Source organism: Ralstonia sp. 25C (genome assembly GCF_051904805.1).
Classification (GTDB): Bacteria; Pseudomonadota; Gammaproteobacteria; order Burkholderiales; family Burkholderiaceae; genus Ralstonia.
Genome location: NZ_CP196737.1, coordinates 599,253 through 619,439 on the forward strand (window position 1 = coordinate 599,253; position 20,187 = coordinate 619,439).

A 20,187-nucleotide genomic window follows, 5' to 3' on the forward strand; every position below is an offset into this window, starting at 1 on the left:
ATGTTTCACCCTTGTATTTCTGATCTTTTGTGAGTTTTTACATTCGTACACATTCCGTGTCTACCCTCGTTTTGCAATAAATAGGGGCTCGCAACCGTGCTCCACCGTATGCCGGAACCCGACCTTGACAAGAAACCCGCCCAGGGTCGGGACGCACAATGTGCGTACGATATCCGGGGGACAATTGCCATTACCTCGGATCACGTCTTGCATTTCTTTCTCTGTTACCGGGCTTTTTGAAGCTGCAATCAAAATCGCTTCGGCGAGTTCCTAGTGCGTCCGCCTTCTATCACGCCGTGACATTTCAACCCATGGGGTCGTGATTCGCCTTTATCGCGCGACTTCAAATCACCGACACAACGCCGTTGTCCACACGGTACACACGCATAAAACCCGGTTCGCTGGCAGGGGCTTTGTTGAGCGTGCCGAACAACAGAACGCAATCCAGATGGGCGCGCGCCTTCTCCATCCACTCCAGCAGTTCGCTACGGCCGATGCCGTCCAGCACGTCGAAACGGTCCAGCACCATGAAGCGCGTATGCGACAGCGTTGCAATGGTCGCCGTCACGAGCGCATCGACGCGCCATTGCTCCGATTCACTCAGGACGTAGTAAGGCAGGTCATCGACTTGCAGCAACATCGCGTCATTGAGTCGCGGGATCGGCCAGCCCGCAAGAATGGCGTGCATACGCAGCGTGTCGTTAAAGGGCTTGACAGCCTGCGCCAACAGTTCGGCCGGGATACCATCGGGCGCAAGCATGTCGGCAATCTGCACCCAGGCGCAAACCGCTTCATGCACTTTCGCTGCATCCTCTTCAATTTGTGCATGCTTGCTGGCGGCGTCGCGCAGCGCTTCGGAGGCTTCGATGGCCTTGTTCGTTTCCGCAAGGTGCGTGCGCGCATCGGCGATGGCGTCGCGTTGATCGCTGATTTCCGCCGACAGATCGGGCGCGGGCGTGCCGTCGTGCTCGATCAACCCACCGCCAGCGAGCGCCACGCATCCGCCACAGTACGGGCACACGAGCGAATGGCCCGCCGCTTCCTGTTGGCGCTGCCGTTCTTCCAGGGCGCCGAGCACTTGCAGCTTGAACGCCAGATCGTCGTCCAGGCGCCCAGCCCTCTCGATGTGCGCCACATGCGCGTTTTCATCGAACGGCGCGACCTGCGCGGGCTTCCATCCATCGGCTTTCTTGCTGCCGTACGTCTCGCGTGTAATGCCCTTCCACACGCCGCGCTGTTCCTTGGCGCGGTCTTGGGCGTAGGCGCATGCCGTTGCAAACCCATCGAAGGCAAGCGGCGCGACCTCTTCCACAAAGTAGGCGTCGCATCCGCGCTTGCGCAGCATCCCCGCAATGTTGGTCGGCGTCATTTGGACGCCCAACAGGTCATAGAGGGTCGTGCGCCGCTCGTCCGTACCCAAATCTGCGAAGCGCCGAGCATTGGTCATGAATTCAACGCCGCCCGGCACAACGGCGCCTTGCGTCGTCGTTGATCCGTCCGGCATTTCTGCATACTTGCTGCCTTCCTGGCCGTCAATGTCATACGACACACGCACCGTGCCGAGCTTGGCGCCGCGTGAGACAAGGGCGGCATAGTCGCCTTTGTCTTCGAAACGCCGAACGGAACCCGCCAGCGCCAAATCAACGGCATCGACAATGGACGACTTCCCCGCGCCGTTCGGGCCGCAGACGAGCGTGACGAATTCCGTGATGGGAAGCGAGACGTTACGCGCGCCGCAGAAGTTTTCGATTTCGATGTTTGTCAGGCGCATCACTTGCCCCCTTGCGGTTCGCCTTCATCGGTGCCCTTGTTGCCTGCGTCCTTCGAGCGGCGGCGCGCTTGCTCGATGATGGAACCGGCCGCGTCAATGTCGGGCAGCTCGCGTTGATCGGGATCGGCCATCGGCGCATCGACCCCGCCCATGTGTTCGTCCGCACTTGCAACGACGATCAAGCAAGCCTTCCCCCTGGCTTCGCACAGTTCGGCCAACGACGGATCACGCATCGGCAACGCGAACACCGCTTCGACCTTATCGGACATGCTCACCTTCTTAAGATCGCCCGTCACACACACACGCCCAGCCGACGCAATGAGCTTCACCGCGTCGCGCACGTTCTTCGTCACGCGCTCGCGGCAACGTTCAACGATTTGCGTCTGTTCCTTCTCGGACAGCTTTTGCCAAATGTCAGGCATGAAGCGGAGTTCGGTCAGCAGCCCCCGCAGCAGGTCGCCCGCGATGGTTTCCGATGCCATTTCCTTGCCGCTCGTGGTGTTGGTGTGGTCAGTCATGGTGTGTTCTCCGTGGGTTAGGCCAAGCTCTTGAGGATGGATTGCAACTGCGCCAGCTTTTGCAAGTGCGCTTCTTTCTCTTCCTGCTCTTTGACGATCAATTCGGCGGCGGCTTCCAAGTCGGTCGCCAAGGTGCGCGCACGCTCGGCCAGTTCGGACAGCAGATCGACGGCCGATTGCTGGCGTTGCGGTTGCGCCGGGTTGGCGCGCGGCGGCTCGCTCTTTGCTGCGGCCTTCATGGGGATGGGCTCATTCATGTTTGCGACGCGTAGCGCTTGACGTTGATAGAGACCGGGCTTGGCTTCACACACAAGGCCCGAGTGAGTGAGGGCAGAGAGGCAGGCTTGCAGCACGCGAAAATCCATGAGTGCGCGCGTTGTCCGATGCATGGTTTGTGCGATTTGATGCGCGGTCCATGCGTCTTGAATGGGCACGAAATCAAAGACCTTGCGAGCGATGGCCGTCTGCCCATCAAGCAAGATGGATTGCCGGGCGGTCGATAGGCTCATGGCGTGGGGTGCCCGGCCTTCCCTGACCCACTCGGGGCGACGGCGAGACAAGCCGCTCAACAGGGACAGCCGAGCGTCAAGGGGGTTAGTCCAGGGCACGGCGGCGAGTGGTCGGGTCGCGGTGCGGCTGCGCTGCGACCGGCTCGCCTTGCTTGAGATCCGACATATCGACCGTGGGCGAAGGCTTGTTCTCCACTGCGGGCGGTGCTTGCTCCTGGCCCGCGTAGACGGCCGCGTCTTCATCGGGCACGACGGCAAATTCACCTTCGATGATGTGGTCAAGATCGGCCACCGCTGCCGCCGTGTCGGCCTTGTCGTCAATGGCAAGGGCGGCGGCCATTTCGACGCTGACGGGCAGATACTTGAACAGCCGACGCAGCACCGTTTTGCGGCCCATCTCGACAAAGTGTTTGCCCCACACGCTCGCGGCCTTGTCCCGTGCGAATTTGTAGTTCTGCGCTTCGTCGCGGATCGCTTCCACTTGCTTGCGTGACATGACTTCGAATGCGTGTCCGCCGTCTTTCAGCAGCGCCACCGCGTAGAAGCTCACCACCGGGCCACGGTCGCCCATGGCCGGGCGATGCGCCAACTTTTCATCCAGGCCGTACTCGTAGACGAAATAGTCCTTTTCGCAGACCTCGTGCGCCGCAATGCTGATCACCTGCCCGCTGCGCCGGGCCAACTCGATCAAGCCTTTGTAGCCGATCAAGACTTGCACTTCGGTGATGCCCTTCTGCCGGTTCTCGAACGGAATCAGGTACGCATGGCCCAACGGCGTATTGGGTTCAAGCCCAAGCTGGGCGAGTTGCACCACGCCGCCGAACAGGGTTTGCGTCGTGCACTGCATGAGCTTCGGGGTCGTGCGCAACGCGCCCAGGGCGATGCGCAACATGCGTTCGGGCGTCAGATGGCGCGGCAGCACGTCGGCCAACATGCCCTTTTGGCTTTCGAAGTAAGCGCGAACGTTGTTCATGCCCGCGTCTTTCGCAACACTCTTGCCCGTCTGTTTGATCGTGGCAATGTCGGCCGCGTTGGGTTGGTTGTTGGGCTCGCTCATTACCGTTCCCCATGTGCCAGCAGTTCGGCAATGTCGGTCACTTTCCAGCCCAAGCGCCCGTTGATGTGCACCGGGCGAATCGGCCCGCGCTCGTGGCATGACCACTTGCGCAAGGTGTTTTCCTTGAAGTTGAGAATGGCGGCAGCTTCGGCGGTTGTAATCACGTCGCGCGTGCCTGCAACGGCCGCAAGGCCGGGAGGAATCGTTACGTTCATGGCGGGTCTACTCGTGGAACTTGCAGGAATCCCAACGCGCGCAATAGCGCTTGTCGCACAGCACGCTTGACGGGTTGGGGGGAAAAAGGCCGGTACGGAACATGTCGGCCGCGTACTCGATGAGCCCGGGCGAGTCGTTGTCACCAACGATCACGCGGCGCGCATCGAACACTTGAGACACAGCAACAGCGGGTTTGGAAGTCGTGCCGAGCCCGATCACCTGGGCGCCGGCGGTGCGCACATTCTTGGTGTGCTCATAGAGCAATTGGTAAATGCCAAGCTGCGCAGAGCGGCCCTTAATCTTCGCCATCCCGTTGACGACCACCCCGCGCCCGCTTTTCAGATCGGGGATCACGGGGCCGCGTGCGGTTTCGCAGACGCGCGCCCGGTCCATCGTGCCGGTCAATTCGATGATCACCCCGCCGCATTGGATCGGCATCGGCGTGAGCTTGGTTTCCACGTCGATATAGCGCATGTGCGGCGCCACCGTCGTGCAATACATCGTGTGCAGGGCAAGCCCGATCGTTTGGGCTTCCTTCTTCGTCAGGTCGTCGGAACCGTAGTCAACTTCCTGTTTGGGGTGGTTCAGTTCATCGACGAAGACGGCGGCCGACTCAAGCGGCGTCACCTTGCGCCCTTCGATCAACGCTTGATCGTTGGTCGCCGTGCTCGCGTGCAACGCGATGCCGAGCAATGCCCGCAAGCCTGCCGGTTTGCCCTTGCCATCGATGTAGGTCCACTCCCACGAATGCGCGCAGTCCATCAAGCGGCCGAACGACGATGCACGCACGCGGAAGGTATCCACGGGCGTGCTCATTCGAACCTCACATAGCAATAGCTGCCGATCACGGCTTTCGGCAGGTGCAATGCACCGATGGGGATACGAGGGGATGCGTTGCGCCACTGATTGAACCAAGAGCGCCGATTGGCACGTGAGAGCGAACGCAGGTATTTGCGTTGACGGAAAAGCCTAAGCATGGACACCCCCAATATTGAATTTGGGTTTTTACGGTGCGCTTGTGACTTTTCTGAATTGCGCGTCTAGGATGTGAAAACAATAGCCGAGTAAATCCGCCACCGATAGATACTTCCGTAAAAAATTTAGTCCTTATTCATCCTCATTTATCCCTGCTTTTCTGAATTTTTCCTCATTTTTCCTTAAACATCCTCATTCGACAGGAGCCCAGGAACATGGATGCCCGCCAGATCATCGCCGCCTTTGGCGGCGTTTCCAACGTCATGCGCATCACGGGTGTGACCCGTTCCCGGGTCTCGCATTTCGCAGTGCGCAACGAGATTCCGCACCACTACGTGCGGTTGTTCATTGCCTTGCGGCCCGAATTGAATTGGGTTGATTTGTTGGGCAATGAATACCCGCACTATGGCGCAATCCTTCACGACGCTGGCATTGAAAAAATGCGCATGCAGCGCTTGCGTGAATTGAAGTCGACGGCAAAGGCCATTGCGGTTGCCCATCAATACGAATAGATGCGAGGCAACACAATGGCACGCGCTCGCAATATCAAGCCTTCATTCTTTCTGAGTGAGCGGCTCGCGGAAATTTCGCCGCTTGGTCGGCTCTTGTTCCAAGCCCTGTGGTGTATGGCAGACCGCGCCGGGCGCCTTGAAGACCGGCCCAGGCGCATCAAGGTCGAAGCGCTCCCCTACGACGAATGCGACGTTGATGCGCTCCTGTGGGCCTTGGCTCGCCTGGGCTTCATCGAACGCTACGCTGTGGGCGACGCGCGGTTCATTCAGGTCGTGAATTTCGCCAAGCACCAAAACCCCCACGTAAAAGAAGCTGCAAGCACGGTGCCCGCACCAGACTCGACCGGGGCAAGCATGGTGCAAGAAATCCATACCTGCGAAGCAACGCAGGAACACGCGGGCGCATCTGAATCACGCGCACCAGACGAGCACCATGCAAGCACGGTGCAAAAACTCCTGATTCCTGATTCCGGATTCCTGATTCCGGATTCCAATACACCCCCCACACTCGCTAACGCGAGTGTGCCCCCCCCTTGCGCGGCGACGACCAAGCCCGGGGGGAAACGCAAAACGGCCATGCCGCCCGACTTCGGCATCAGCCCCCGTGTCAGCGAATGGGCCTGCGCCAAGGGCTACGGCAACTTGACCGCGCATCTCGAATCGTTCCGGGCCAAGTGCCACGCGAAGGGCTATCGCTACGCGGATTGGGATTCGGCGTTCATGGAAGCCATCCGGGCGGATTGGGCCGGGCTGGCGAAAGCCCAGGGCAACGCCGCGAAGTTCGACCCCACCGCCTACGTCAACCGCAACCGGAGGCCCGACGCATGAACGCACCCGCCAACCCTGCCGAAACCATGCAGCCCGCAAGCCGCTGGCTGCGCCCGCATCCGTCGCTCGGCATTTCGTGGATGGATCACCTTTACAACCGGCTCGATGGCGCTTACCCGGGCGTGTGGCGTCAGCGCTTTCAGAGCGAACAGGCAATCGCCAACTGGCGGGAATCCTGGGTGGAAGCCTTCGAAGAAGCGGGCTTGTCGCCTGACGAGGTGCGTACGGGCTTGAAGTTCTGCCGCGCGCACTGCGATTGGCCGCCGTCTGCGGCTGAGTTCATCAAAGCGTGCCGCCCCGAAATCAACGTCGATGCGGCCATGGCCGAAGCGTGCCTGCAACTGCGGTTGCGTGCGGAAGGCCTCGATGTTTGGAGCCATCCGGCCGTGTATTGGGCCGCAACGCGTGTCGGCCAGTTCGACATGCTCAACCAATCGCTCGACGCGCTGCGCAACCGCTTTGCGGCAGCGTTGGCGGAAGTCATGTGCGGCGAGGTGATGCCCGTCCCGAAGCACGTCCCTTCCCTGCCCGCGCCGGGCAAGGCCGTCGCCAATCCCGAGCGCGTCGCTGCGGAAATGGCGAAGGTGCGTTGCATCCTGGGCAAGCGGGGGCGCGCATGAAAGCCATCCGCGTTGCCATCACGGGCGTCCCGATCCCCAAAGGCCGCCCGCGCTTCCGCACCATCCGCGCCAACGGGCACGAGTTCACACAGACATACACGCCGAGCAAGACGCGGGCATACGAAACCCACGTCCGCGTGACCGCAACCGGCGTCATGCACGGGCAGCAGCTCGAACAACTGGCCGGGCCGCTCGGCGTGACGATGGCCGTGTTCCTGCCGATCCCGAAATCGTGGCCCAAGAAACGGCGTGCAGCCGCTTTGGAAGGGTTGGAGTTGCCCACCCCCAAGCCCGATCTCGATAACGTCGTCAAGGCCGTTCTAGACGGCTTGGCGGGCATTCTCTTCGCAGACGACTCGCAGCTTTGCGAGATGGTGTTGACCAAGCGCTATGCCGAGTGTCCCGGCGTCATCGTGGACGTTTATAGCCTTGTCCCTACAGAGGTATAAAGATGCCCGCTATCTTCCTTTCCGTTCCCCGCGCCCTGCATTTCGCGTACCTCATGCGGGCATACCCGGTCACGCCGGAAAGCATCATGGCGAAAATCATGCGGCAGTTTGTCAAAGAGTCAGAAGTCCGCGAAGGCTTGCGGGTTAGCACCGTGTGCTTTGACGGCCTGACCGCGCTTGAGGTGCACCAGCAATGCACGAACATCCGCGACATGGTTGTGCGGTTGCTGCCGCCGCCCGAGTCCGCCAGCGTGCGCGCCCGCTTCGGGTTGACCGACTATCACGACTACGACGACGGCGAGCGGCGCTACTTCTTCGACCGTGACCGCACGCAGGCAATCAAGACCCTTTCCGACTGGCTGCGGCCCGGCTTTGATGATGTGCCCATGCCGATGATGGATTTGCTTGTCGGGCGCCACTACGCGGACTTGCGGCAAACGCCGATCCCCATCCGGGATGTTGCCGAGCTTTTCGGGAAAAGCCGCAGTACCGTGCACCGTCGCGCGGATGAAGTGGGCTATCGCCTGGGCAAACTGGAAACGCGCGCGCTTGACCTGTTGACGCCCGTCTTTGTTAAAGCCTCTGCGGATGGTTGGGCTATCGCTGAAGCGTAAGTACAGCTTGGCTGTTTGCTAACGCCCATTCCTCCCAAACCACGGAAGCGGGATATTTGCCAACAGATAGCCCGCGCATGCCCCGAATAATGCAAAAAACCCGAGCATCACCACATCAAAGGGACTGACAGCCACCATACCGATCAACCACGTGCTTAGGTATCCGTTCTGGCTCAACTCAAGATGCCGCCAAAACAAGGCCAACAAGAGCAGCACCAAAAGAACCATGAACATCCATTTAACAAAGCGCTTAAATCCCTTGCGCCGACGCTCCCGATTCCCCTGCCTTTCGCTGTCTTTTGCATTGCATCTGAGCGCAACGAAATATATGAAACACCCGATCATTGGCACACACAAGAAGAATGCCCCCGTCAACAAGACGACTAAAATTGCAGTGTAGCCAATGCCTTGCACATTTCCCCCTCACTTTAAAACCGATGACCAATAAGTACCATCATGATTCACGGTAATTTTGCCGTGAAGCGATCCCAAAGTGTGGGAGGTAATTGGACAAATTCATTATCCCCATACCAAACCTCATGATCCCCCCAATTCATTCCCGGATCATTATCGTAGAAAGTTCGCTCCGTCATCAGTTCCCTCGTGCTTTTATCGTACAGCCTGAACAAATATTTCGGCCGCATGCCGATAGCACAAATTTGTGCCTCGTAAAGCGGAACGACCCCCTGCCGCCGCATTTTTGATGATACCTCTTGGACCTCTCGCTCCCTACACTCACTAGGATGCAGCCGCTGAACAGCCAGAAAAATATATCGGATGCCAGCAATGGCAAGGACCAACACCATGAAATAAATATAGCCGCGCCTCATGCATCAAACTCAAAAACAAGATTCGAAACCGGAACGCGCCGCCTATCAGAATAGATAATAAAGTCACCTCCCTGTTGGTGTTGAATTTGCCAGTTCCGATAGTCTTTATTTCTCACTGGATAGTAAACCTTTCTTTCCGAGATTAAGTTGTTTACAGCGACGGGATACATGTACCCGTTCGATTTGGTCAACTCACCAGCAACAGTCGCCTCTGGAACAACGATAAATCCCGTCTTATTCCAATGACCGAGATACTGCGTTCCATTTTCATCTGACCGATCGTGGAACGTAAAAACATCGCGCGCATAAATTGATACCCCGTAGATTTCCAATCGCGCCTGCCCGTTGGTGTAAATTTGCCAAGAATAGCTATCCACTGCCACACAAAAAGAGAACGCACCAAGCGCCCCATACAAATCATCCATCCAAAGAGGATCGATTACCCCCTTTACAGCCATTTTAGATTTACTAATAAAATCAGTATCAACCGTGATATGTTGAAAATTAAATCTTTTGTGGTATTCGTGCATGTTTCCATCACAAACATTCCACGTACTCAAGCAATTTCTAGTTGGCGCCACCTTTTCAAAGGTACGTCTTAGTGCCTTTATGGCATTACGGTTAAACATCAGTTCACGCTTTTGCAGCGCTTCAAACGCTTCCTTTGCCCGCGGGAAACGTAAAATCCAATCGAGGGTGCACGTGGTGGTGTCGATCATGCTGGGCGGGAAGGGCTGACCGTTCTGGTTGATGCCATGTGCCGCGCCCTCATCGGTGTTCGCGTAGTTCAGCGCCCCGGCAAACCATCGGCGCTGGAGCTTGGCGGCGACGGGCCAGCCGATGCTGTCCATGGCGCCCGGGATATCCAGCAGGTCAAACGGCTTAACCCTCGGCCTCCTGGGCGCAGGGGCAGGTGCCGGTGCCGGTGCCGGGGCTGGCTTGGGTGCTGGTGGCTCATTCAGCCAAGCCTTGTAACGGGTGATGGCGTTATCAAGGGCGATGAGCGTATCCAATGCGTCCCGTTTGGGCTTGGGCTTGGGCTTCGGCGGAGGTTTTGGAGCTGGCGGTGGCGGCTCCTGATAGGTCAGCTTGGGCGGGGCCTTGTCCATAGACAGCTCGTCCACATCAACGGCAGTACAGGTCTCATCCGAGAGTTTCCACAGTGGGCGGATGACGGCTTTATCAAGGAAGCGAAATTTTTTCATTAATTTATTTCTTCAATTTCTTGACTTGGAAGTCATCACATCAATTAGCCGCATGACTCGACTTGTCGCCCAGACAGAAAAAAAGCACCCCGCAGAGTGCACCAATTCAGGCGATAAATCATTTGATAACTCTTGTTGTCGGCGTCACCCGTGGATCGTCGCAAAGATGTTGGCAGCCGTTCTTGCACCAAGGCGAAAGACCAAAACCTAGTTGCAGATATCCACTGCGTCCCGTTGAGCGATCCAAAGGAAAAGGCTCCTTAATGATATGCGCGTCAACATAAATATGTTCAGGCTTGACACCCAATTGAATTAAAAAATCCTTAATTTGCTCACCTCTCGATTTCGCCAACGCCAAGGGATTTTTTTCGCCTATATACGCAAGCGTATCAATTTCGGCCATTATATCCACGTCGGGCCATTTTCTCGCATTTAGAACCATATCAACTATCTTCAGGCGGTACGCCCCAGGAATGCCCGAATAGTTCAGAGGAACGCCCTCGCGGAAATCCTCAGATATCGTACAGGCATTTGCACAGAGACAAGATAGGCTGCTGATCAGAAGAAGCAAACGAAAGAGATTGCCTATTATTCCACCCATATCTTCCTCTTCTTAAATTCACTCATGTCCTCAAAGTGTGCGACCAATTAGCCGTATGGTTCGACTTGCCGCCCGGACAGAAAAAAAGCACCCCGCAGAGTGCCCTAATTCAGGCGATAAATCATTTGATAACTCTTGTTGTCGGCGTCACCCGTGGATCGTCGCAAAGGTGTTGGCAACCGTGATGACACCAGGGCGAAAGACTCACAGCAAGTTGCAGATAGCCTCCGCGCCCTGTGTGGCGATCGAAAGGAAACGGCTTATCAAGGATTTGCGATGACGACACGAAAACATGTTCCGGTTTAATTCCCAATTGGATAAAAAAATCCCTCAACTGCTCACCTCTCGATTTTGCCAAGGCTGAAGGATTATCCTCTTCGGCAGCAGCATTCGTGACGATTTCGGCAATTATATCCGCGTCCGGCCATTTTCTAGCCTCAAGCACCATATCGACCATCCTAAGTCGATACTCCCCAGGGATTCCCGTATAATTCAGAGGAACACTCTCATGGAAACTCTCCGATACGGTGCAGGCATGTGCATGAATACAAGACAGTATGCCAACGAATAGAAGAAACACACGCAGGAAATTTTTCATCATTCCACCCATATTCCTCTCGCCCTAAATTCGCGCATATCTTCATAGTGGGCTACATAACACGCAATGTTGTCAGCGTTTTTATGGGCTTGCTCTACGCTTGTCCGCGCCCAGATTGAGAGGCCATGTCCATGACCATAGACAACGTCATCAGAATTGAATGTATCCACATAGTGAGAGCACTCGTGAATTAGTGCTTTCAGCTTGCACTTGTCAGCGACGAAAACGTCGTCAAGCGTGCAAAAATGAGAGTAAATAGCAATAATTCTTCGTGCAGAGTCCGGCTTACACACTGCGGCGTCGTTCATCCCGCTGTCAGGTACGACTGAGCACGTAATATTCCGTTGTTCTTGCTCATCCCAGCGAATAATGTTTTCTGGGACCAACTCTTTCATAGAGGAAGCCAGCTTTGGAAGCCCGTCCCTCAATTTCAAGCGAAGGGCATCATCCGCTCGCCCAAACCAGAATTCTGCTCGCTCCTTTGCAGCATTATCCCACCGTGCAACGTCCGCAATTCGATCATTAATAAGAATCACTGCGGCGCCCCTAAGCTTCATTACGAGCTTTCGAAACTCAGCATTGGAGTAATTTGGGCATATTCTAGCGGTGTTTACAGGGACCGGCACTTTGGATTCCGGCACCGTATTTGTGGTTGCTGTGTCGTGGATGAGTTCGTAATTGGCCATATTCATTCCTCACTGTACAATTTCAAGGCGAAGCGATTCCGCCCCAAAAGTTTTGACACGTTGAGTAAGACCCGAGGCATCTGTCACACCGCTAAAGACCTGTCCTGAGCTAGTACAAATTCGATAGTGAACATTCGCCAATGGCGCGCCGCTATCGGAATCAAAGAGAACATATTGTTCGTCAAATGATTGCGCAGAATCGGAAAGCCGATGTGGCTCTGCTTCGCGCTGACCGTCCACGGTCTTATGCGAAGCGTGACCAACCTCAGTAGAAGTACCAGCGTCTGCACCGGCAATAACACGATTCTTTCCACACGGGCATAGAACTAGATCGTCGTCCACCACTGCCGCCTTACCCTCGTCAGTTGTGTCATGAGCAGAGGCAGAGATACCGAAAGAGCCCTTGCATTCGCCACAGGTGGCGAGGCTTCCAGCGACTGCCCACACTCTTCCGTTGTCCATGCACGTGCCAGGCGTATAAATGATTTTTCCCCCAGTTGTCGTGGAGTCGCCAAACCGGGCAATTTTTTTCATCATGCGGACACCCTCCCTTTAAGCAATGGCCGGTGGGACATAGTTCGGGTCAAACAGACCGGGGATCGACCTCCCTTCATGCTCCACAATGCAATGAGTGGTTTGCGTAGATTTCACGATCCTGTCGCCGTTGCTAAGGCGAGAACCGACCAGCGCGACGGGTTTTCCCGAAAACACGGCCCCAAGACCGGCGCCGTCGATAATGGTGGCTTCCGTGCCATCTTCGTAGCTGACGATATCCCCGACGCACGCAATGCCGAGGTCGTAGAGGCTCGCATTGCCAAAGACCTTGGACACACGCCCGCCTCGCTCGGTAACTGAGTTCAAGGTCGCAATTGGGTATTCCGTTTTTCCGCCTGACATGCCCGTCTCCCGCGCTTGGTGAAAACCATACCGATACCACGACTTCAACCGGAAAATTGTCAAAGTTTGTGTCCTGGTCTTCAGAAAAAATCACACGCCCCGCTCTTTTTGCCTGCGAGTTCGAATCACGCGTCAACACAGAGGAACACCATTGCGGTTGCGCCCTCTTTCGATTTGCGGGGCGTTCTTGCCGCCCTGGGACAAGTTCACTATGATTTGTCCATCGTGCAATCAGTCCCCCCAGCGATTGCATCCCGCCCAGGCTTGGGCGAATTTACAAAAGGCGCCTTCGGGCGCCTTTTCTATTTCATGCCCGAACGCGCTAAACGCCCATGCAGGCAACCGGGTTGCGCGCTGCTTGTCCAAAACAGAGAGGGTCTTTGTCCCGAGCATTTAGCGGCAATGCGCAAGCGCATGGATGCAAATCGGGGCAATGCAAATCAGCGCGGGTACACGTCCACATGGTTTAAAGCCCGTGCGGCATTCCTTCGTGACCATCCCTTATGCATGGGCCGGGTGTGTGTTGAGCAAGGCCGCATCACTCCTGCGACGGTCGTTGACCACAAGACGCCGCACCGTGGCGACACGGCGTTGTTTTGGGATCGGTCTAACTGGCAGAGCCTTTGCAAACCGTGTCACGACCGCAAGACAGCAGCCGAAGACGGCGGCTTCGGTCGGGTGCGATTGGCTCGCCCACGTGAGGCGCATTAGAACGCGCTCCAACGCGCGCAGCGTGGTCGCAGTCGCAGCCCTTGCCGCTCGCTTGCGCCCTTTTGCTGGCGCCCCGCCAAGCGGCCCGCAGCGGGGGTTCTGCGGGAGGGAGGGGGCGTCAAATCGCTGGGCAGCGAGTGCCAAAGACCGCGCCTGAGCCTCAATTTTTGTATGCGCGAAATTAAGGTAAGGGGTATGCACAAAGCCAAAACCCGGTTAGGCGTCGAATATCGCCCGATTGAGGCCCTAATCCCCTACGCGCGCAACGCTCGCACACACAGCGCCGAGCAAATCGCGCAGATCGCCGCAAGCCTGCGTGAGTTCGGCTGGACTAACCCGGTCCTCGTTGATGCTGACGGCACCATCATTGCGGGCCATGGGCGCGTCCTGGCCGCGCGCCAACTCGGCATGACCGAAATTCCCGTTATCTGCCTCGCACACCTGACGGATGCGCAACGCCGCGCCTACGTGCTGGCTGACAACAAGCTAGCCGAGGCCGCAGGTTGGGACAAGGATTTGTTGGCGCTTGAATTGACCGAGCTTGACGGCAATGGCTTCGACCTGGGCGTCATCGGTTTCTCGGCCAAAGAGCTTGCCGGCGCGATGAGTGACCCGTCGTTTGCGCCTGCGAGCGCAGATGAGCAAGGCCGCCTAGACGAAAAAACCAAGACGGTGTGCCCTGCGTGCGGCCATGCGTTCTGAATCGCGGTTACGCGGGGATTGGGCCAGCCATGAGGCGGCATTGTTCGCCTGCGAGCGTTGGCATTACTCCGAATGCATGCCTGCGGGCAAGCTCGTCAAGGTCGGCGTGTGGGAAGACGGTAGGTTCATCGGCGTTGTGTTGTTTGGCCGAGGTGCGAACAACCATATCGGTACGCGCTACAACTTGGCCCAAACCGAGGTGTGTGAGCTTGTGCGGGTTGCGCTCACCCGGCACACGGCGCCGGTTTCACAAATCGTCGCGCTCGCCGTGCGGATGCTCCTCCAGCAATCCCCGGGCTTGCGGCTCATCGTCTCCTATGCCGACCCGGCCCAAGGCCACCACGGCGGCATCTATCAGGCCGGAAATTGGCTCTATATGGGCTCATCTGAGCCGCAGCGTGCCATCCTCATTGACGGCGTGTCGATGCACAAGCGCACGGCGGACAGCAAATATGGAACGGCTTCACCGCAGGCGATTGCGCGCCTGACAGGCGCACGCGTGACCTGGGGGCCGATTGAATGGAAACACACCTATGTCATGCCGCTTGATGCGGGCATGCGCAACCGTGTTGCGCCGCTGGCAAAGCCGTATCCCAAGCGGCAACGCTCACTGCGTGAAAAGCAAGCGATGGCCGTCTCCAACGGCACAGCGGCGGGGTAGCGCCGACCTTCACGCTCCAACACACGACCATCATGCGGGGAAGAAAGCCAACGCCGACAGCGCTCAAACTCGTGCGCGGCAATCCCGGCAAGCGCCCATTGCCCGAGGATGAGCCGAAGCCGCCAAGAGGCGCCCCGGCGCCGGAATGGCTCTCAGTGGAAGCCGCAAAGCACTGGCCCACGGTGGCAAAGCAGCTTGAAGACGCGGGCGTATTGACGTCCATGGACGCAGCAGCCCTGGCCCTCTATTGCGAGGCGTTCGCCCGCTGGAGGCATGCCAATGAACAGGTGGCGAAGTATGGGCCGGTCGTGAAAGCGCCGAGCGGCTTTCCGGTGCAATCGCCGTTCCTGGCAATCGCCAACAAGGCATTCGACCAGATGGCAAAAATGCTGATTGAGTTCGGCATGACGCCATCCAGCCGGTCACGTGTCGCCAAGGCGGCGCCGGATGCAGCAAAGAACCCGTTTGCGGATTTGGTGAAGCGAGGCCGCTAAACACGGCCTCGTTCTTACACCCCATCGGCGTATTGCAAGGTCATGCGCTGCCCACATGTTGATAAAGCGAACCGCTATGCCCGCGACGTGGTGGCCGGAAAGATTCCGGCTGGCAAATACGTCGTCTCGGCTTGCAAAAGGCATCTAGACGACCTTGAAGCGGCCAAGGCGAAGGGATACCCCTATCGCTTTGATCCTGAGGCAGGCGAAGCGATCTGCGCGTTTGGTGAGCGCTTGCCGCACACCAAAGGCAAATGGGCGGCGCAGCGTCAAAACATTGCGCTTGAACCCTGGCAATGCTTCCTGTTGGTGGTTCCCTTCGGGTGGAAGCGCAAAAAGGATGGCTTGCGGCGGTTCCGGGAGATTTACGACGAAATCCCCCGCAAGAACGGTAAGAGCGTGATAGCGGCCATCATTGGCCTTTACATGTTCACCTGCGACGGCGAATTCGGCGCCGAGATTTACAGCGGCGCGACCACTGAAAAACAAGCGTGGGAAGTGTTCAAGCCTGCGCGCTTGATGGTGGAGCGCACGCCTGCCCTGAAAGGCTATTGCGGCATCGACTTGTGGGCTAAGTCGATGGTCATTGATGCAGACGGGTCCAAGTTCGAACCGGTCATCGGGAAACCGGGCGACGGCGCATCACCGTCGTGCGCGATCATCGATGAATTCCACGAACACGACACGCCCGACCTGCTCGACACCATGCAAACGGGCATGGGCGCGCGGGAACAGCCGCTAACGCTGATCATCACGACGGCGGGCTACAACCTAGCCGGACCGTGTTACGACAAGCACCTAGAGCTAAAGCGCGTTCTTGATGGCGTCATTGAGAACGACGAGCTATTCGGCGTCATCTACAGCCTTGACGAAAAAGACGATTGGGCATCCCCGGCCATCGTCCGCAAGGCGAACCCGAATTTCGGTGTGTCGGTCATGGAGGATTTCTTACTCGCGCAGCAGCGGCGCGCAGTGATGAACCCCATTGAGCAAAACCGCTTCAAGACGAAGCACTTGAACCTGTGGTGTTCCGCACGCGCAGCGTGGATGAACATGCAGCATTGGGCGCTGTGCAGCGACCCGATGTTGTCCATTGACGAATTCCAGGGCGAGGAATGTTGGTTCGTGCTCGACCTTGCGAGCAAGAACGACATTTGCGCATTCGTCCAATTGTTCCGGCGTCAGATCAACGGCCAAGACCACTACTACGCCTTTGGCCGGTACTACCTGCCCGAAGACAGCATCGAAGAGAACAAGACGAATCAGGCCGTGTACATGAAGTGGGTTGCGCAAGGCCACCTGATCGCAACCGATGGCGCCGAAATTGATTTCGACCTGATCCGCGAAGACGTACGCGACATGTCAAAGCGTTTCGACGTGCGTGAAGTCGTCTACGACCCGTGGCGCGCAACGCAGCTTGCGCACCAACTGGCGAAGGACGGCGCAACGGTCGTTGAGTACCGCCAGACCGTACAGAACATGTCCCCCGCGATGAAAGAAGTTGGCGCCGCCGTGAAGTCGGGCCGGTTTCATCACGACGGCAACCCCGTCTTGGCTTGGATGATGGCAAACGTCGTTGCCAAGGAAGACGCGAAAGAAAACATCTACCCACGCAAGGAAAAGCCCGAAAACAAGATCGACGGCCCCGTCGCAATCATCATGGGCACGGGGCGCGCGATGGTTGGCACTGAGCTTTTCCCGGTCATGCCGGACGATTACTCGATGAACTTCGTATGAGCCCACTTACCTACAACATCGCGCTCGCTACCGGCGTGGTGTTGGTTGGCGCAGGTGTTGCGCTGATCAACATTCCGGCCGCGTTCGTGACTGTGGGTGCGCTCGTCATCGGCTTGACCCTGTTTGCCGCGCTCATGTCTCGGAGCTAACGATGTTCCTGAATGTCCGCGCAGACGAGGGCGACAGCGGCGACCGCTCGCCCTGGGGCAACTTTTGGTTTGAGCCCGTGCCGATGCGTGGCGCCAACGTCGGCGCGTCCGACCAGGCATTGCAGCTTACCGCCGTGTATGCGTGCGTGCGCGTGCTGGCCGAAGGCATCGCAACGCTGCCGTTTTGCCTCTACAGGGAAGGCGCGGACGGCGGCAAAACGCTCGTTAAGAACCACTGGCTGCACACACTCTTTGCACGTCGGCCAAACGCCTACCAAAACCCGCTTGAGTTCCGCGAAATGCTGCAAGGCCACCTCGCCCTACGGGGCAACGGCTTCGCGCGGATCGTGTCGAATCGCGCGGGTGAAGTCACCGACCTGCTGCCGCTGCATCCCGACCGTACGGTTATCGAAATGCTGTCCGACACGAGCTGGCGATATCGCTATCGCCAGCTCGATGGCACCGAGATCGTGTTGACACGTGGCGAGGTGTTCCATTTGCGCGGTCTGAGCGGCAACGGCGTCGTCGGATACAACCCGATTCAGGAAGCGCGCAAGGCGGTCAGCCTGGGCATTGCCGCCCAGGATTACGGCATGCGCTTCTTCATGAACGACGCGCGCCCGCCCGGCTGGATCGAATACCCGGGCCAGTTCAGAGACGACGAGCAACGGCGCCTGTTCCGTGAGCGTTACCAGCAATCGCAGACCGGCACGAACCGCCACAAGGTCGCCGTGTTTGAGATGGGCATGAAGTTTCACGAAGTGAAGGTGAGCAACGACGACGCGCAATACATCGAAACGCGCAAGTTTTCGATTGCCGAAATCGCCCGCCTCTTCCGCGTGCCGCCGCACATGATTGGCGATCTTGAGAAAGCGACGTTTTCGAACATTGAGCAACAGTCGCTTGAATACGTCATGCACACGCTGCGCCCGTGGCTTGTGCGCTGGGAGGAAGCAATCCGCTTCACCTTCCTTGAAGAAGACAGCGACCTGAACATCGAATTCCCCGTCACGGCGCTGCTGCGCGGCGACGCCGAGGCACGGTCGATGTACTACCACAACGGCATTTTGGATGGCTGGCTCACACGCAATGAAGCGCGCTTGATGGAGTCGTTGAACCCGCTTGAGGGTTTGGACGAGCCATTGCGCCCGCTGAACATGGTTGAAGAGAACGAAGCCGAAAAAAACACCGCCGACGGCGACGAAGGCGGCGACGCATTGCCCCCGCAGAACGACGGCGGCGACGGCAGCGGCGAGCCCAGCAACAACGAGCAACCAAACGCCCGGCTGCTGGCCCTGGCGACGGCCGCGGCCGAGCGCGTCGCGCGCAAGGAAGCCATGAGCGTGCATTCGGCCTACTGCAAAGACGACCCGCAGGCGGCGCTTAACGACTTCTTTGCCAAGCATGCCGACTTCATCGGCGGCGCCCTTTCGGTTCCGGCCGCCTCCGCACTCGAATACTGCATCGCACAGCGTGCATTGCTCGACTCGACAGGCGGGCACATCGATGCACAGACCTACGAAGCAACGGCGACGCTGAAACTTGCGCAGCTTGCCATGAGGGGCACGCAATGAAACGCGAACTACTGATTTCGGAATTCCTTTCAACGCCCTGGGCGCTGCTGCCTGAACGACTGAGCGCGGCCGCGTTCGTCCTGGCGCGTTGGCATTCGGGCCTGCCCGCAACGGCCGAAATCATGGCATCGGTGCGCGCAGATGCCGAAACGATCACCGCACGGCGCGAAAGCGCGAACCGCGCGGGCAACGGCGCGATTGCCGTGTTGCCCATGTATGGCGTCGTCACGCAGCGCGGGAACATGGCCGACGATATCAGCGGCCCGGGCTCGATGAGCACGCAGCGCTTCGCCGCGTCGTTCCGTGCGGCCATGGCCGACGACAGCATCGGCGCAATCCTGATTGACGTTGATTCCCCTGGGGGTTCTGTCTATGGCGTTCAGGAATTGGCTGACGAGATTTACCGCGCCCGCAGTACGAAACCTGTGGTGGCTATTGCAAACAGCCTTGCCGCCTCTGCCGCCTTCTGGCTGGCGTCTTCCGCAAGCGAGTTCTACGTTACGCCGGGCGGCGAAGTCGGGTCGATTGGCGTCTATGCCGCCCATCAGGACTACAGCAAGGCGTTGGACGCGAACGGCGTTGCGACGACGCTTGTGAGCGCGGGCAAATACAAGACCGAAGGCAACCCCTACGAACCGTTGGGCGAGGCGGCACGCACCGCCATGCAAGGCCGCATTGATGAGTATTACGGTGCCTTTACGCGCGCCGTGGCCCGCAATCGCGGCGTGAACGTCGATGCGGTGCGCGGTGGCATGGGCCAAGGCCGCGTGCTGGGCGCCGCTGCTGCGAAATCCGAAGGCATGGTCGATGGCGTGATGACCATTGAAGAAGTCATCAAGAGCATGAGCCGCAACCTGTCTGCAAAGAGTAAGAACCGCGCGAGCGCTCATGACATGCGCGCACGCGAAATCGACCTTTTGAGCAAATAACCCGAGGTGACACGATGAGCTATTCGTTTGGCGTTCGCGCCGCAAACAAGGCCGAAGCACTCGCCGCCGTGGCCGCTAAGTTTGACGAAATCATTGCGCAGCAGCCCCCGCACGCCGCCGACCACGCCGCCGTCCTGGCGAACGCTGCCAGTGTTATCGACCTGCTCGCACCCGACGACACGAAAGACCTTGTTGTGTCACTCAACGGCTATGTGTCGTGGGCCAATCCCGACGATATGACGCAACTGACAGCCGCCGCCGTCTCTGCCAGCGCTGGCTACACGCCGCGCGAAACGTAACCCCTTTCAGGGCTCCGTAGAGCCCCGCCATCGCGGCCCATCGGC

At 58.2% G+C, this 20,187-nt stretch carries 26 protein-coding genes; 14 read left to right on the forward strand and 12 right to left on the reverse strand.

Features of this window, described 5'->3' with window-relative positions; translation table 11 throughout:
* Positions 1 to 343: 343 nt before the first annotated feature.
* The 6 genes from ACS7SF_RS02725 to ACS7SF_RS02750 all read right to left on the reverse strand — a co-directional run bounded on the left by ACS7SF_RS02725 (position 344) and on the right by ACS7SF_RS02750 (position 4,887).
* Positions 344 to 1,771, reverse strand: a complete 1,428-nt coding sequence (locus ACS7SF_RS02725) for an AAA family ATPase (RefSeq protein ID WP_439891571.1) — start codon at positions 1,769 to 1,771, stop codon at positions 344 to 346.
* Complete coding sequence (locus tag ACS7SF_RS02730; RefSeq protein WP_439891572.1) at positions 1,771 to 2,289, reverse strand: hypothetical protein; 519 nt, start codon at positions 2,287 to 2,289, stop codon at positions 1,771 to 1,773. Before ACS7SF_RS02730 ends, ACS7SF_RS02725 begins: the two co-directional genes overlap by 1 nt.
* A gap of 17 nt (positions 2,290 to 2,306) precedes the next feature.
* Positions 2,307 to 2,528 (reverse strand): hypothetical protein, encoded by a 222-nt coding sequence (locus ACS7SF_RS02735; protein WP_439891573.1) that lies wholly within the window; start codon positions 2,526 to 2,528, stop codon positions 2,307 to 2,309.
* 355 nt (positions 2,529 to 2,883) lie between these two features.
* Complete coding sequence (locus tag ACS7SF_RS02740) at positions 2,884 to 3,855, reverse strand: recombinase RecT (RefSeq protein WP_439891574.1); 972 nt, start codon at positions 3,853 to 3,855, stop codon at positions 2,884 to 2,886.
* Positions 3,855 to 4,070: a helix-turn-helix domain-containing protein gene (locus ACS7SF_RS02745; RefSeq protein ID WP_439891575.1), complete on the reverse strand. Its 216-nt coding sequence runs from the start codon at positions 4,068 to 4,070 to the stop codon at positions 3,855 to 3,857. The genes ACS7SF_RS02740 and ACS7SF_RS02745 overlap by 1 nt, the downstream gene beginning before the upstream one ends.
* A 7-nt stretch (positions 4,071 to 4,077) precedes the next feature.
* Complete coding sequence (locus ACS7SF_RS02750) at positions 4,078 to 4,887, reverse strand: PD-(D/E)XK nuclease family protein (RefSeq protein WP_439891576.1); 810 nt, start codon at positions 4,885 to 4,887, stop codon at positions 4,078 to 4,080.
* A gap of 374 nt (positions 4,888 to 5,261) precedes the next feature.
* Between ACS7SF_RS02750 and ACS7SF_RS02755 the strand changes: the two genes are divergently transcribed.
* Genes ACS7SF_RS02755 through ACS7SF_RS02775 form a run of 5 tightly spaced genes read left to right on the forward strand, consistent with a single transcriptional unit; the run spans position 5,262 to position 8,069 of the window.
* A complete protein-coding gene (locus ACS7SF_RS02755; protein WP_439891577.1) occupies positions 5,262 to 5,558 on the forward strand; it encodes a hypothetical protein in 297 nt (98 codons plus the stop codon).
* A 15-nt stretch (positions 5,559 to 5,573) separates the two neighbouring features.
* Entirely contained in the window at positions 5,574 to 6,386 is an 813-nt protein-coding gene (locus tag ACS7SF_RS02760) for a hypothetical protein (RefSeq protein WP_439891578.1), read from the forward strand.
* Positions 6,383 to 7,006 (forward strand): replication protein P, encoded by a 624-nt coding sequence (locus tag ACS7SF_RS02765; RefSeq protein ID WP_439891579.1) that lies wholly within the window; start codon positions 6,383 to 6,385, stop codon positions 7,004 to 7,006. The genes ACS7SF_RS02760 and ACS7SF_RS02765 overlap by 4 nt, the downstream gene beginning before the upstream one ends.
* Complete coding sequence (locus ACS7SF_RS02770) at positions 7,003 to 7,455, forward strand: RusA family crossover junction endodeoxyribonuclease (protein WP_439891580.1); 453 nt, start codon at positions 7,003 to 7,005, stop codon at positions 7,453 to 7,455. Before ACS7SF_RS02765 ends, ACS7SF_RS02770 begins: the two co-directional genes overlap by 4 nt.
* Positions 7,456 to 7,457: 2 nt before the next feature.
* Positions 7,458 to 8,069: a hypothetical protein gene (locus ACS7SF_RS02775; RefSeq protein ID WP_439891581.1), complete on the forward strand. Its 612-nt coding sequence runs from the start codon at positions 7,458 to 7,460 to the stop codon at positions 8,067 to 8,069.
* Positions 8,070 to 8,895: 826 nt separating this feature from the next.
* On the opposite strand, the gene ACS7SF_RS02780 is transcribed toward ACS7SF_RS02775, so the two are convergent.
* From ACS7SF_RS02780 to ACS7SF_RS02805, 6 genes are all read right to left on the reverse strand, one after another.
* Positions 8,896 to 10,104, reverse strand: a complete 1,209-nt coding sequence (locus tag ACS7SF_RS02780; protein WP_439891582.1) for a DUF6402 family protein — start codon at positions 10,102 to 10,104, stop codon at positions 8,896 to 8,898.
* A 118-nt stretch (positions 10,105 to 10,222) separates the two neighbouring features.
* Positions 10,223 to 10,507: a hypothetical protein gene (locus ACS7SF_RS02785; protein ID WP_439891583.1), complete on the reverse strand. Its 285-nt coding sequence runs from the start codon at positions 10,505 to 10,507 to the stop codon at positions 10,223 to 10,225.
* 319 nt (positions 10,508 to 10,826) lie between these two features.
* Positions 10,827 to 11,162 carry a hypothetical protein gene (locus ACS7SF_RS02790; protein WP_439891584.1) on the reverse strand — a complete coding sequence of 112 codons (336 nt, stop codon included), beginning with the start codon at positions 11,160 to 11,162 and terminating at the stop codon, positions 10,827 to 10,829.
* Positions 11,163 to 11,302: 140 nt separating this feature from the next.
* On the reverse strand, positions 11,303 to 11,989 hold the full coding sequence (locus ACS7SF_RS02795) for a M35 family metallo-endopeptidase (RefSeq protein ID WP_439891585.1): 687 nt from the start codon (positions 11,987 to 11,989) through the stop codon (positions 11,303 to 11,305).
* Positions 11,990 to 11,998: 9 nt separating this feature from the next.
* The gene (locus tag ACS7SF_RS02800) at positions 11,999 to 12,526 is read right to left on the reverse strand and encodes a PAAR domain-containing protein (protein ID WP_439891586.1); all 528 of its coding nucleotides are present in this window, start codon (positions 12,524 to 12,526) and stop codon (positions 11,999 to 12,001) included.
* A gap of 15 nt (positions 12,527 to 12,541) precedes the next feature.
* A complete protein-coding gene (locus tag ACS7SF_RS02805) occupies positions 12,542 to 12,886 on the reverse strand; it encodes a PAAR domain-containing protein (protein ID WP_439891587.1) in 345 nt (114 codons plus the stop codon).
* A gap of 507 nt (positions 12,887 to 13,393) precedes the next feature.
* Here ACS7SF_RS02805 and ACS7SF_RS02810 point away from each other — a divergent pair.
* The 9 genes from ACS7SF_RS02810 to ACS7SF_RS02850 all read left to right on the forward strand — a co-directional run bounded on the left by ACS7SF_RS02810 (position 13,394) and on the right by ACS7SF_RS02850 (position 20,142).
* On the forward strand, positions 13,394 to 13,597 hold the full coding sequence (locus tag ACS7SF_RS02810) for an HNH endonuclease (protein ID WP_439892677.1): 204 nt from the start codon (positions 13,394 to 13,396) through the stop codon (positions 13,595 to 13,597).
* A 195-nt stretch (positions 13,598 to 13,792) separates the two neighbouring features.
* Positions 13,793 to 14,299 (forward strand): ParB/Srx family N-terminal domain-containing protein, encoded by a 507-nt coding sequence (locus tag ACS7SF_RS02815; protein WP_439891588.1) that lies wholly within the window; start codon positions 13,793 to 13,795, stop codon positions 14,297 to 14,299.
* Entirely contained in the window at positions 14,289 to 14,960 is a 672-nt protein-coding gene (locus ACS7SF_RS02820) for a hypothetical protein (RefSeq protein ID WP_439891589.1), read from the forward strand. The genes ACS7SF_RS02815 and ACS7SF_RS02820 overlap by 11 nt, the downstream gene beginning before the upstream one ends.
* 32 nt (positions 14,961 to 14,992) lie before the next feature.
* A complete protein-coding gene (locus ACS7SF_RS02825; protein WP_439891590.1) occupies positions 14,993 to 15,454 on the forward strand; it encodes a phage terminase small subunit P27 family in 462 nt (153 codons plus the stop codon).
* A 42-nt stretch (positions 15,455 to 15,496) separates the two neighbouring features.
* Entirely contained in the window at positions 15,497 to 17,191 is a 1,695-nt protein-coding gene (locus tag ACS7SF_RS02830) for a terminase large subunit (RefSeq protein ID WP_439891591.1), read from the forward strand.
* Positions 17,188 to 17,340, forward strand: a complete 153-nt coding sequence (locus ACS7SF_RS02835; protein WP_439891592.1) for a hypothetical protein — start codon at positions 17,188 to 17,190, stop codon at positions 17,338 to 17,340. Before ACS7SF_RS02830 ends, ACS7SF_RS02835 begins: the two co-directional genes overlap by 4 nt.
* Positions 17,341 to 17,342: 2 nt before the next feature.
* Positions 17,343 to 18,914: a phage portal protein gene (locus ACS7SF_RS02840; RefSeq protein WP_439891593.1), complete on the forward strand. Its 1,572-nt coding sequence runs from the start codon at positions 17,343 to 17,345 to the stop codon at positions 18,912 to 18,914.
* Positions 18,911 to 19,843 (forward strand): S49 family peptidase, encoded by a 933-nt coding sequence (locus ACS7SF_RS02845; RefSeq protein WP_439891594.1) that lies wholly within the window; start codon positions 18,911 to 18,913, stop codon positions 19,841 to 19,843. The genes ACS7SF_RS02840 and ACS7SF_RS02845 overlap by 4 nt, the downstream gene beginning before the upstream one ends.
* A gap of 14 nt (positions 19,844 to 19,857) precedes the next feature.
* Positions 19,858 to 20,142: a hypothetical protein gene (locus ACS7SF_RS02850; protein ID WP_439891595.1), complete on the forward strand. Its 285-nt coding sequence runs from the start codon at positions 19,858 to 19,860 to the stop codon at positions 20,140 to 20,142.
* Positions 20,143 to 20,187: the final 45 nt, after the last annotated feature.

What these genes read in the sequence shown, in the direction of transcription:
- ACS7SF_RS02830 (WP_439891591.1), top strand. Translation starts at nt 15,497, where the DNA reads ATGCGCTGCCCACATGTTGATAAAGCGAACCGCTATGCCCGCGACGTG.
- ACS7SF_RS02770 (WP_439891580.1), top strand. Translation starts at nt 7,003, where the DNA reads ATGAAAGCCATCCGCGTTGCCATCACGGGCGTCCCGATCCCCAAAGGC.
- ACS7SF_RS02765 (WP_439891579.1), top strand. Translation starts at nt 6,383, where the DNA reads ATGAACGCACCCGCCAACCCTGCCGAAACCATGCAGCCCGCAAGCCGC.
- ACS7SF_RS02785 (WP_439891583.1), bottom strand. Translation starts at nt 10,507, where the DNA reads ATGGCCGAAATTGATACGCTTGCGTATATAGGCGAAAAAAATCCCTTG.
- ACS7SF_RS02835 (WP_439891592.1), top strand. Translation starts at nt 17,188, where the DNA reads ATGAGCCCACTTACCTACAACATCGCGCTCGCTACCGGCGTGGTGTTG.
- ACS7SF_RS02815 (WP_439891588.1), top strand. Translation starts at nt 13,793, where the DNA reads ATGCACAAAGCCAAAACCCGGTTAGGCGTCGAATATCGCCCGATTGAG.
- ACS7SF_RS02775 (WP_439891581.1), top strand. Translation starts at nt 7,458, where the DNA reads ATGCCCGCTATCTTCCTTTCCGTTCCCCGCGCCCTGCATTTCGCGTAC.
- ACS7SF_RS02750 (WP_439891576.1), bottom strand. Translation starts at nt 4,887, where the DNA reads ATGAGCACGCCCGTGGATACCTTCCGCGTGCGTGCATCGTCGTTCGGC.
- ACS7SF_RS02850 (WP_439891595.1), top strand. Translation starts at nt 19,858, where the DNA reads ATGAGCTATTCGTTTGGCGTTCGCGCCGCAAACAAGGCCGAAGCACTC.
- ACS7SF_RS02820 (WP_439891589.1), top strand. Translation starts at nt 14,289, where the DNA reads ATGCGTTCTGAATCGCGGTTACGCGGGGATTGGGCCAGCCATGAGGCG.
- ACS7SF_RS02725 (WP_439891571.1), bottom strand. Translation starts at nt 1,771, where the DNA reads ATGCGCCTGACAAACATCGAAATCGAAAACTTCTGCGGCGCGCGTAAC.
- ACS7SF_RS02735 (WP_439891573.1), bottom strand. Translation starts at nt 2,528, where the DNA reads ATGAAGGCCGCAGCAAAGAGCGAGCCGCCGCGCGCCAACCCGGCGCAA.
- ACS7SF_RS02795 (WP_439891585.1), bottom strand. Translation starts at nt 11,989, where the DNA reads ATGGCCAATTACGAACTCATCCACGACACAGCAACCACAAATACGGTG.
- ACS7SF_RS02825 (WP_439891590.1), top strand. Translation starts at nt 14,993, where the DNA reads ATGCGGGGAAGAAAGCCAACGCCGACAGCGCTCAAACTCGTGCGCGGC.
- ACS7SF_RS02840 (WP_439891593.1), top strand. Translation starts at nt 17,343, where the DNA reads ATGTTCCTGAATGTCCGCGCAGACGAGGGCGACAGCGGCGACCGCTCG.
- ACS7SF_RS02845 (WP_439891594.1), top strand. Translation starts at nt 18,911, where the DNA reads ATGAAACGCGAACTACTGATTTCGGAATTCCTTTCAACGCCCTGGGCG.
- ACS7SF_RS02760 (WP_439891578.1), top strand. Translation starts at nt 5,574, where the DNA reads ATGGCACGCGCTCGCAATATCAAGCCTTCATTCTTTCTGAGTGAGCGG.
- ACS7SF_RS02780 (WP_439891582.1), bottom strand. Translation starts at nt 10,104, where the DNA reads ATGAAAAAATTTCGCTTCCTTGATAAAGCCGTCATCCGCCCACTGTGG.
- ACS7SF_RS02810 (WP_439892677.1), top strand. Translation starts at nt 13,394, where the DNA reads ATGGGCCGGGTGTGTGTTGAGCAAGGCCGCATCACTCCTGCGACGGTC.
- ACS7SF_RS02745 (WP_439891575.1), bottom strand. Translation starts at nt 4,070, where the DNA reads ATGAACGTAACGATTCCTCCCGGCCTTGCGGCCGTTGCAGGCACGCGC.
- ACS7SF_RS02805 (WP_439891587.1), bottom strand. Translation starts at nt 12,886, where the DNA reads ATGTCAGGCGGAAAAACGGAATACCCAATTGCGACCTTGAACTCAGTT.
- ACS7SF_RS02800 (WP_439891586.1), bottom strand. Translation starts at nt 12,526, where the DNA reads ATGATGAAAAAAATTGCCCGGTTTGGCGACTCCACGACAACTGGGGGA.
- ACS7SF_RS02755 (WP_439891577.1), top strand. Translation starts at nt 5,262, where the DNA reads ATGGATGCCCGCCAGATCATCGCCGCCTTTGGCGGCGTTTCCAACGTC.
- ACS7SF_RS02730 (WP_439891572.1), bottom strand. Translation starts at nt 2,289, where the DNA reads ATGACTGACCACACCAACACCACGAGCGGCAAGGAAATGGCATCGGAA.
- ACS7SF_RS02740 (WP_439891574.1), bottom strand. Translation starts at nt 3,855, where the DNA reads ATGAGCGAGCCCAACAACCAACCCAACGCGGCCGACATTGCCACGATC.
- ACS7SF_RS02790 (WP_439891584.1), bottom strand. Translation starts at nt 11,162, where the DNA reads ATGGTCGATATGGTGCTTGAGGCTAGAAAATGGCCGGACGCGGATATA.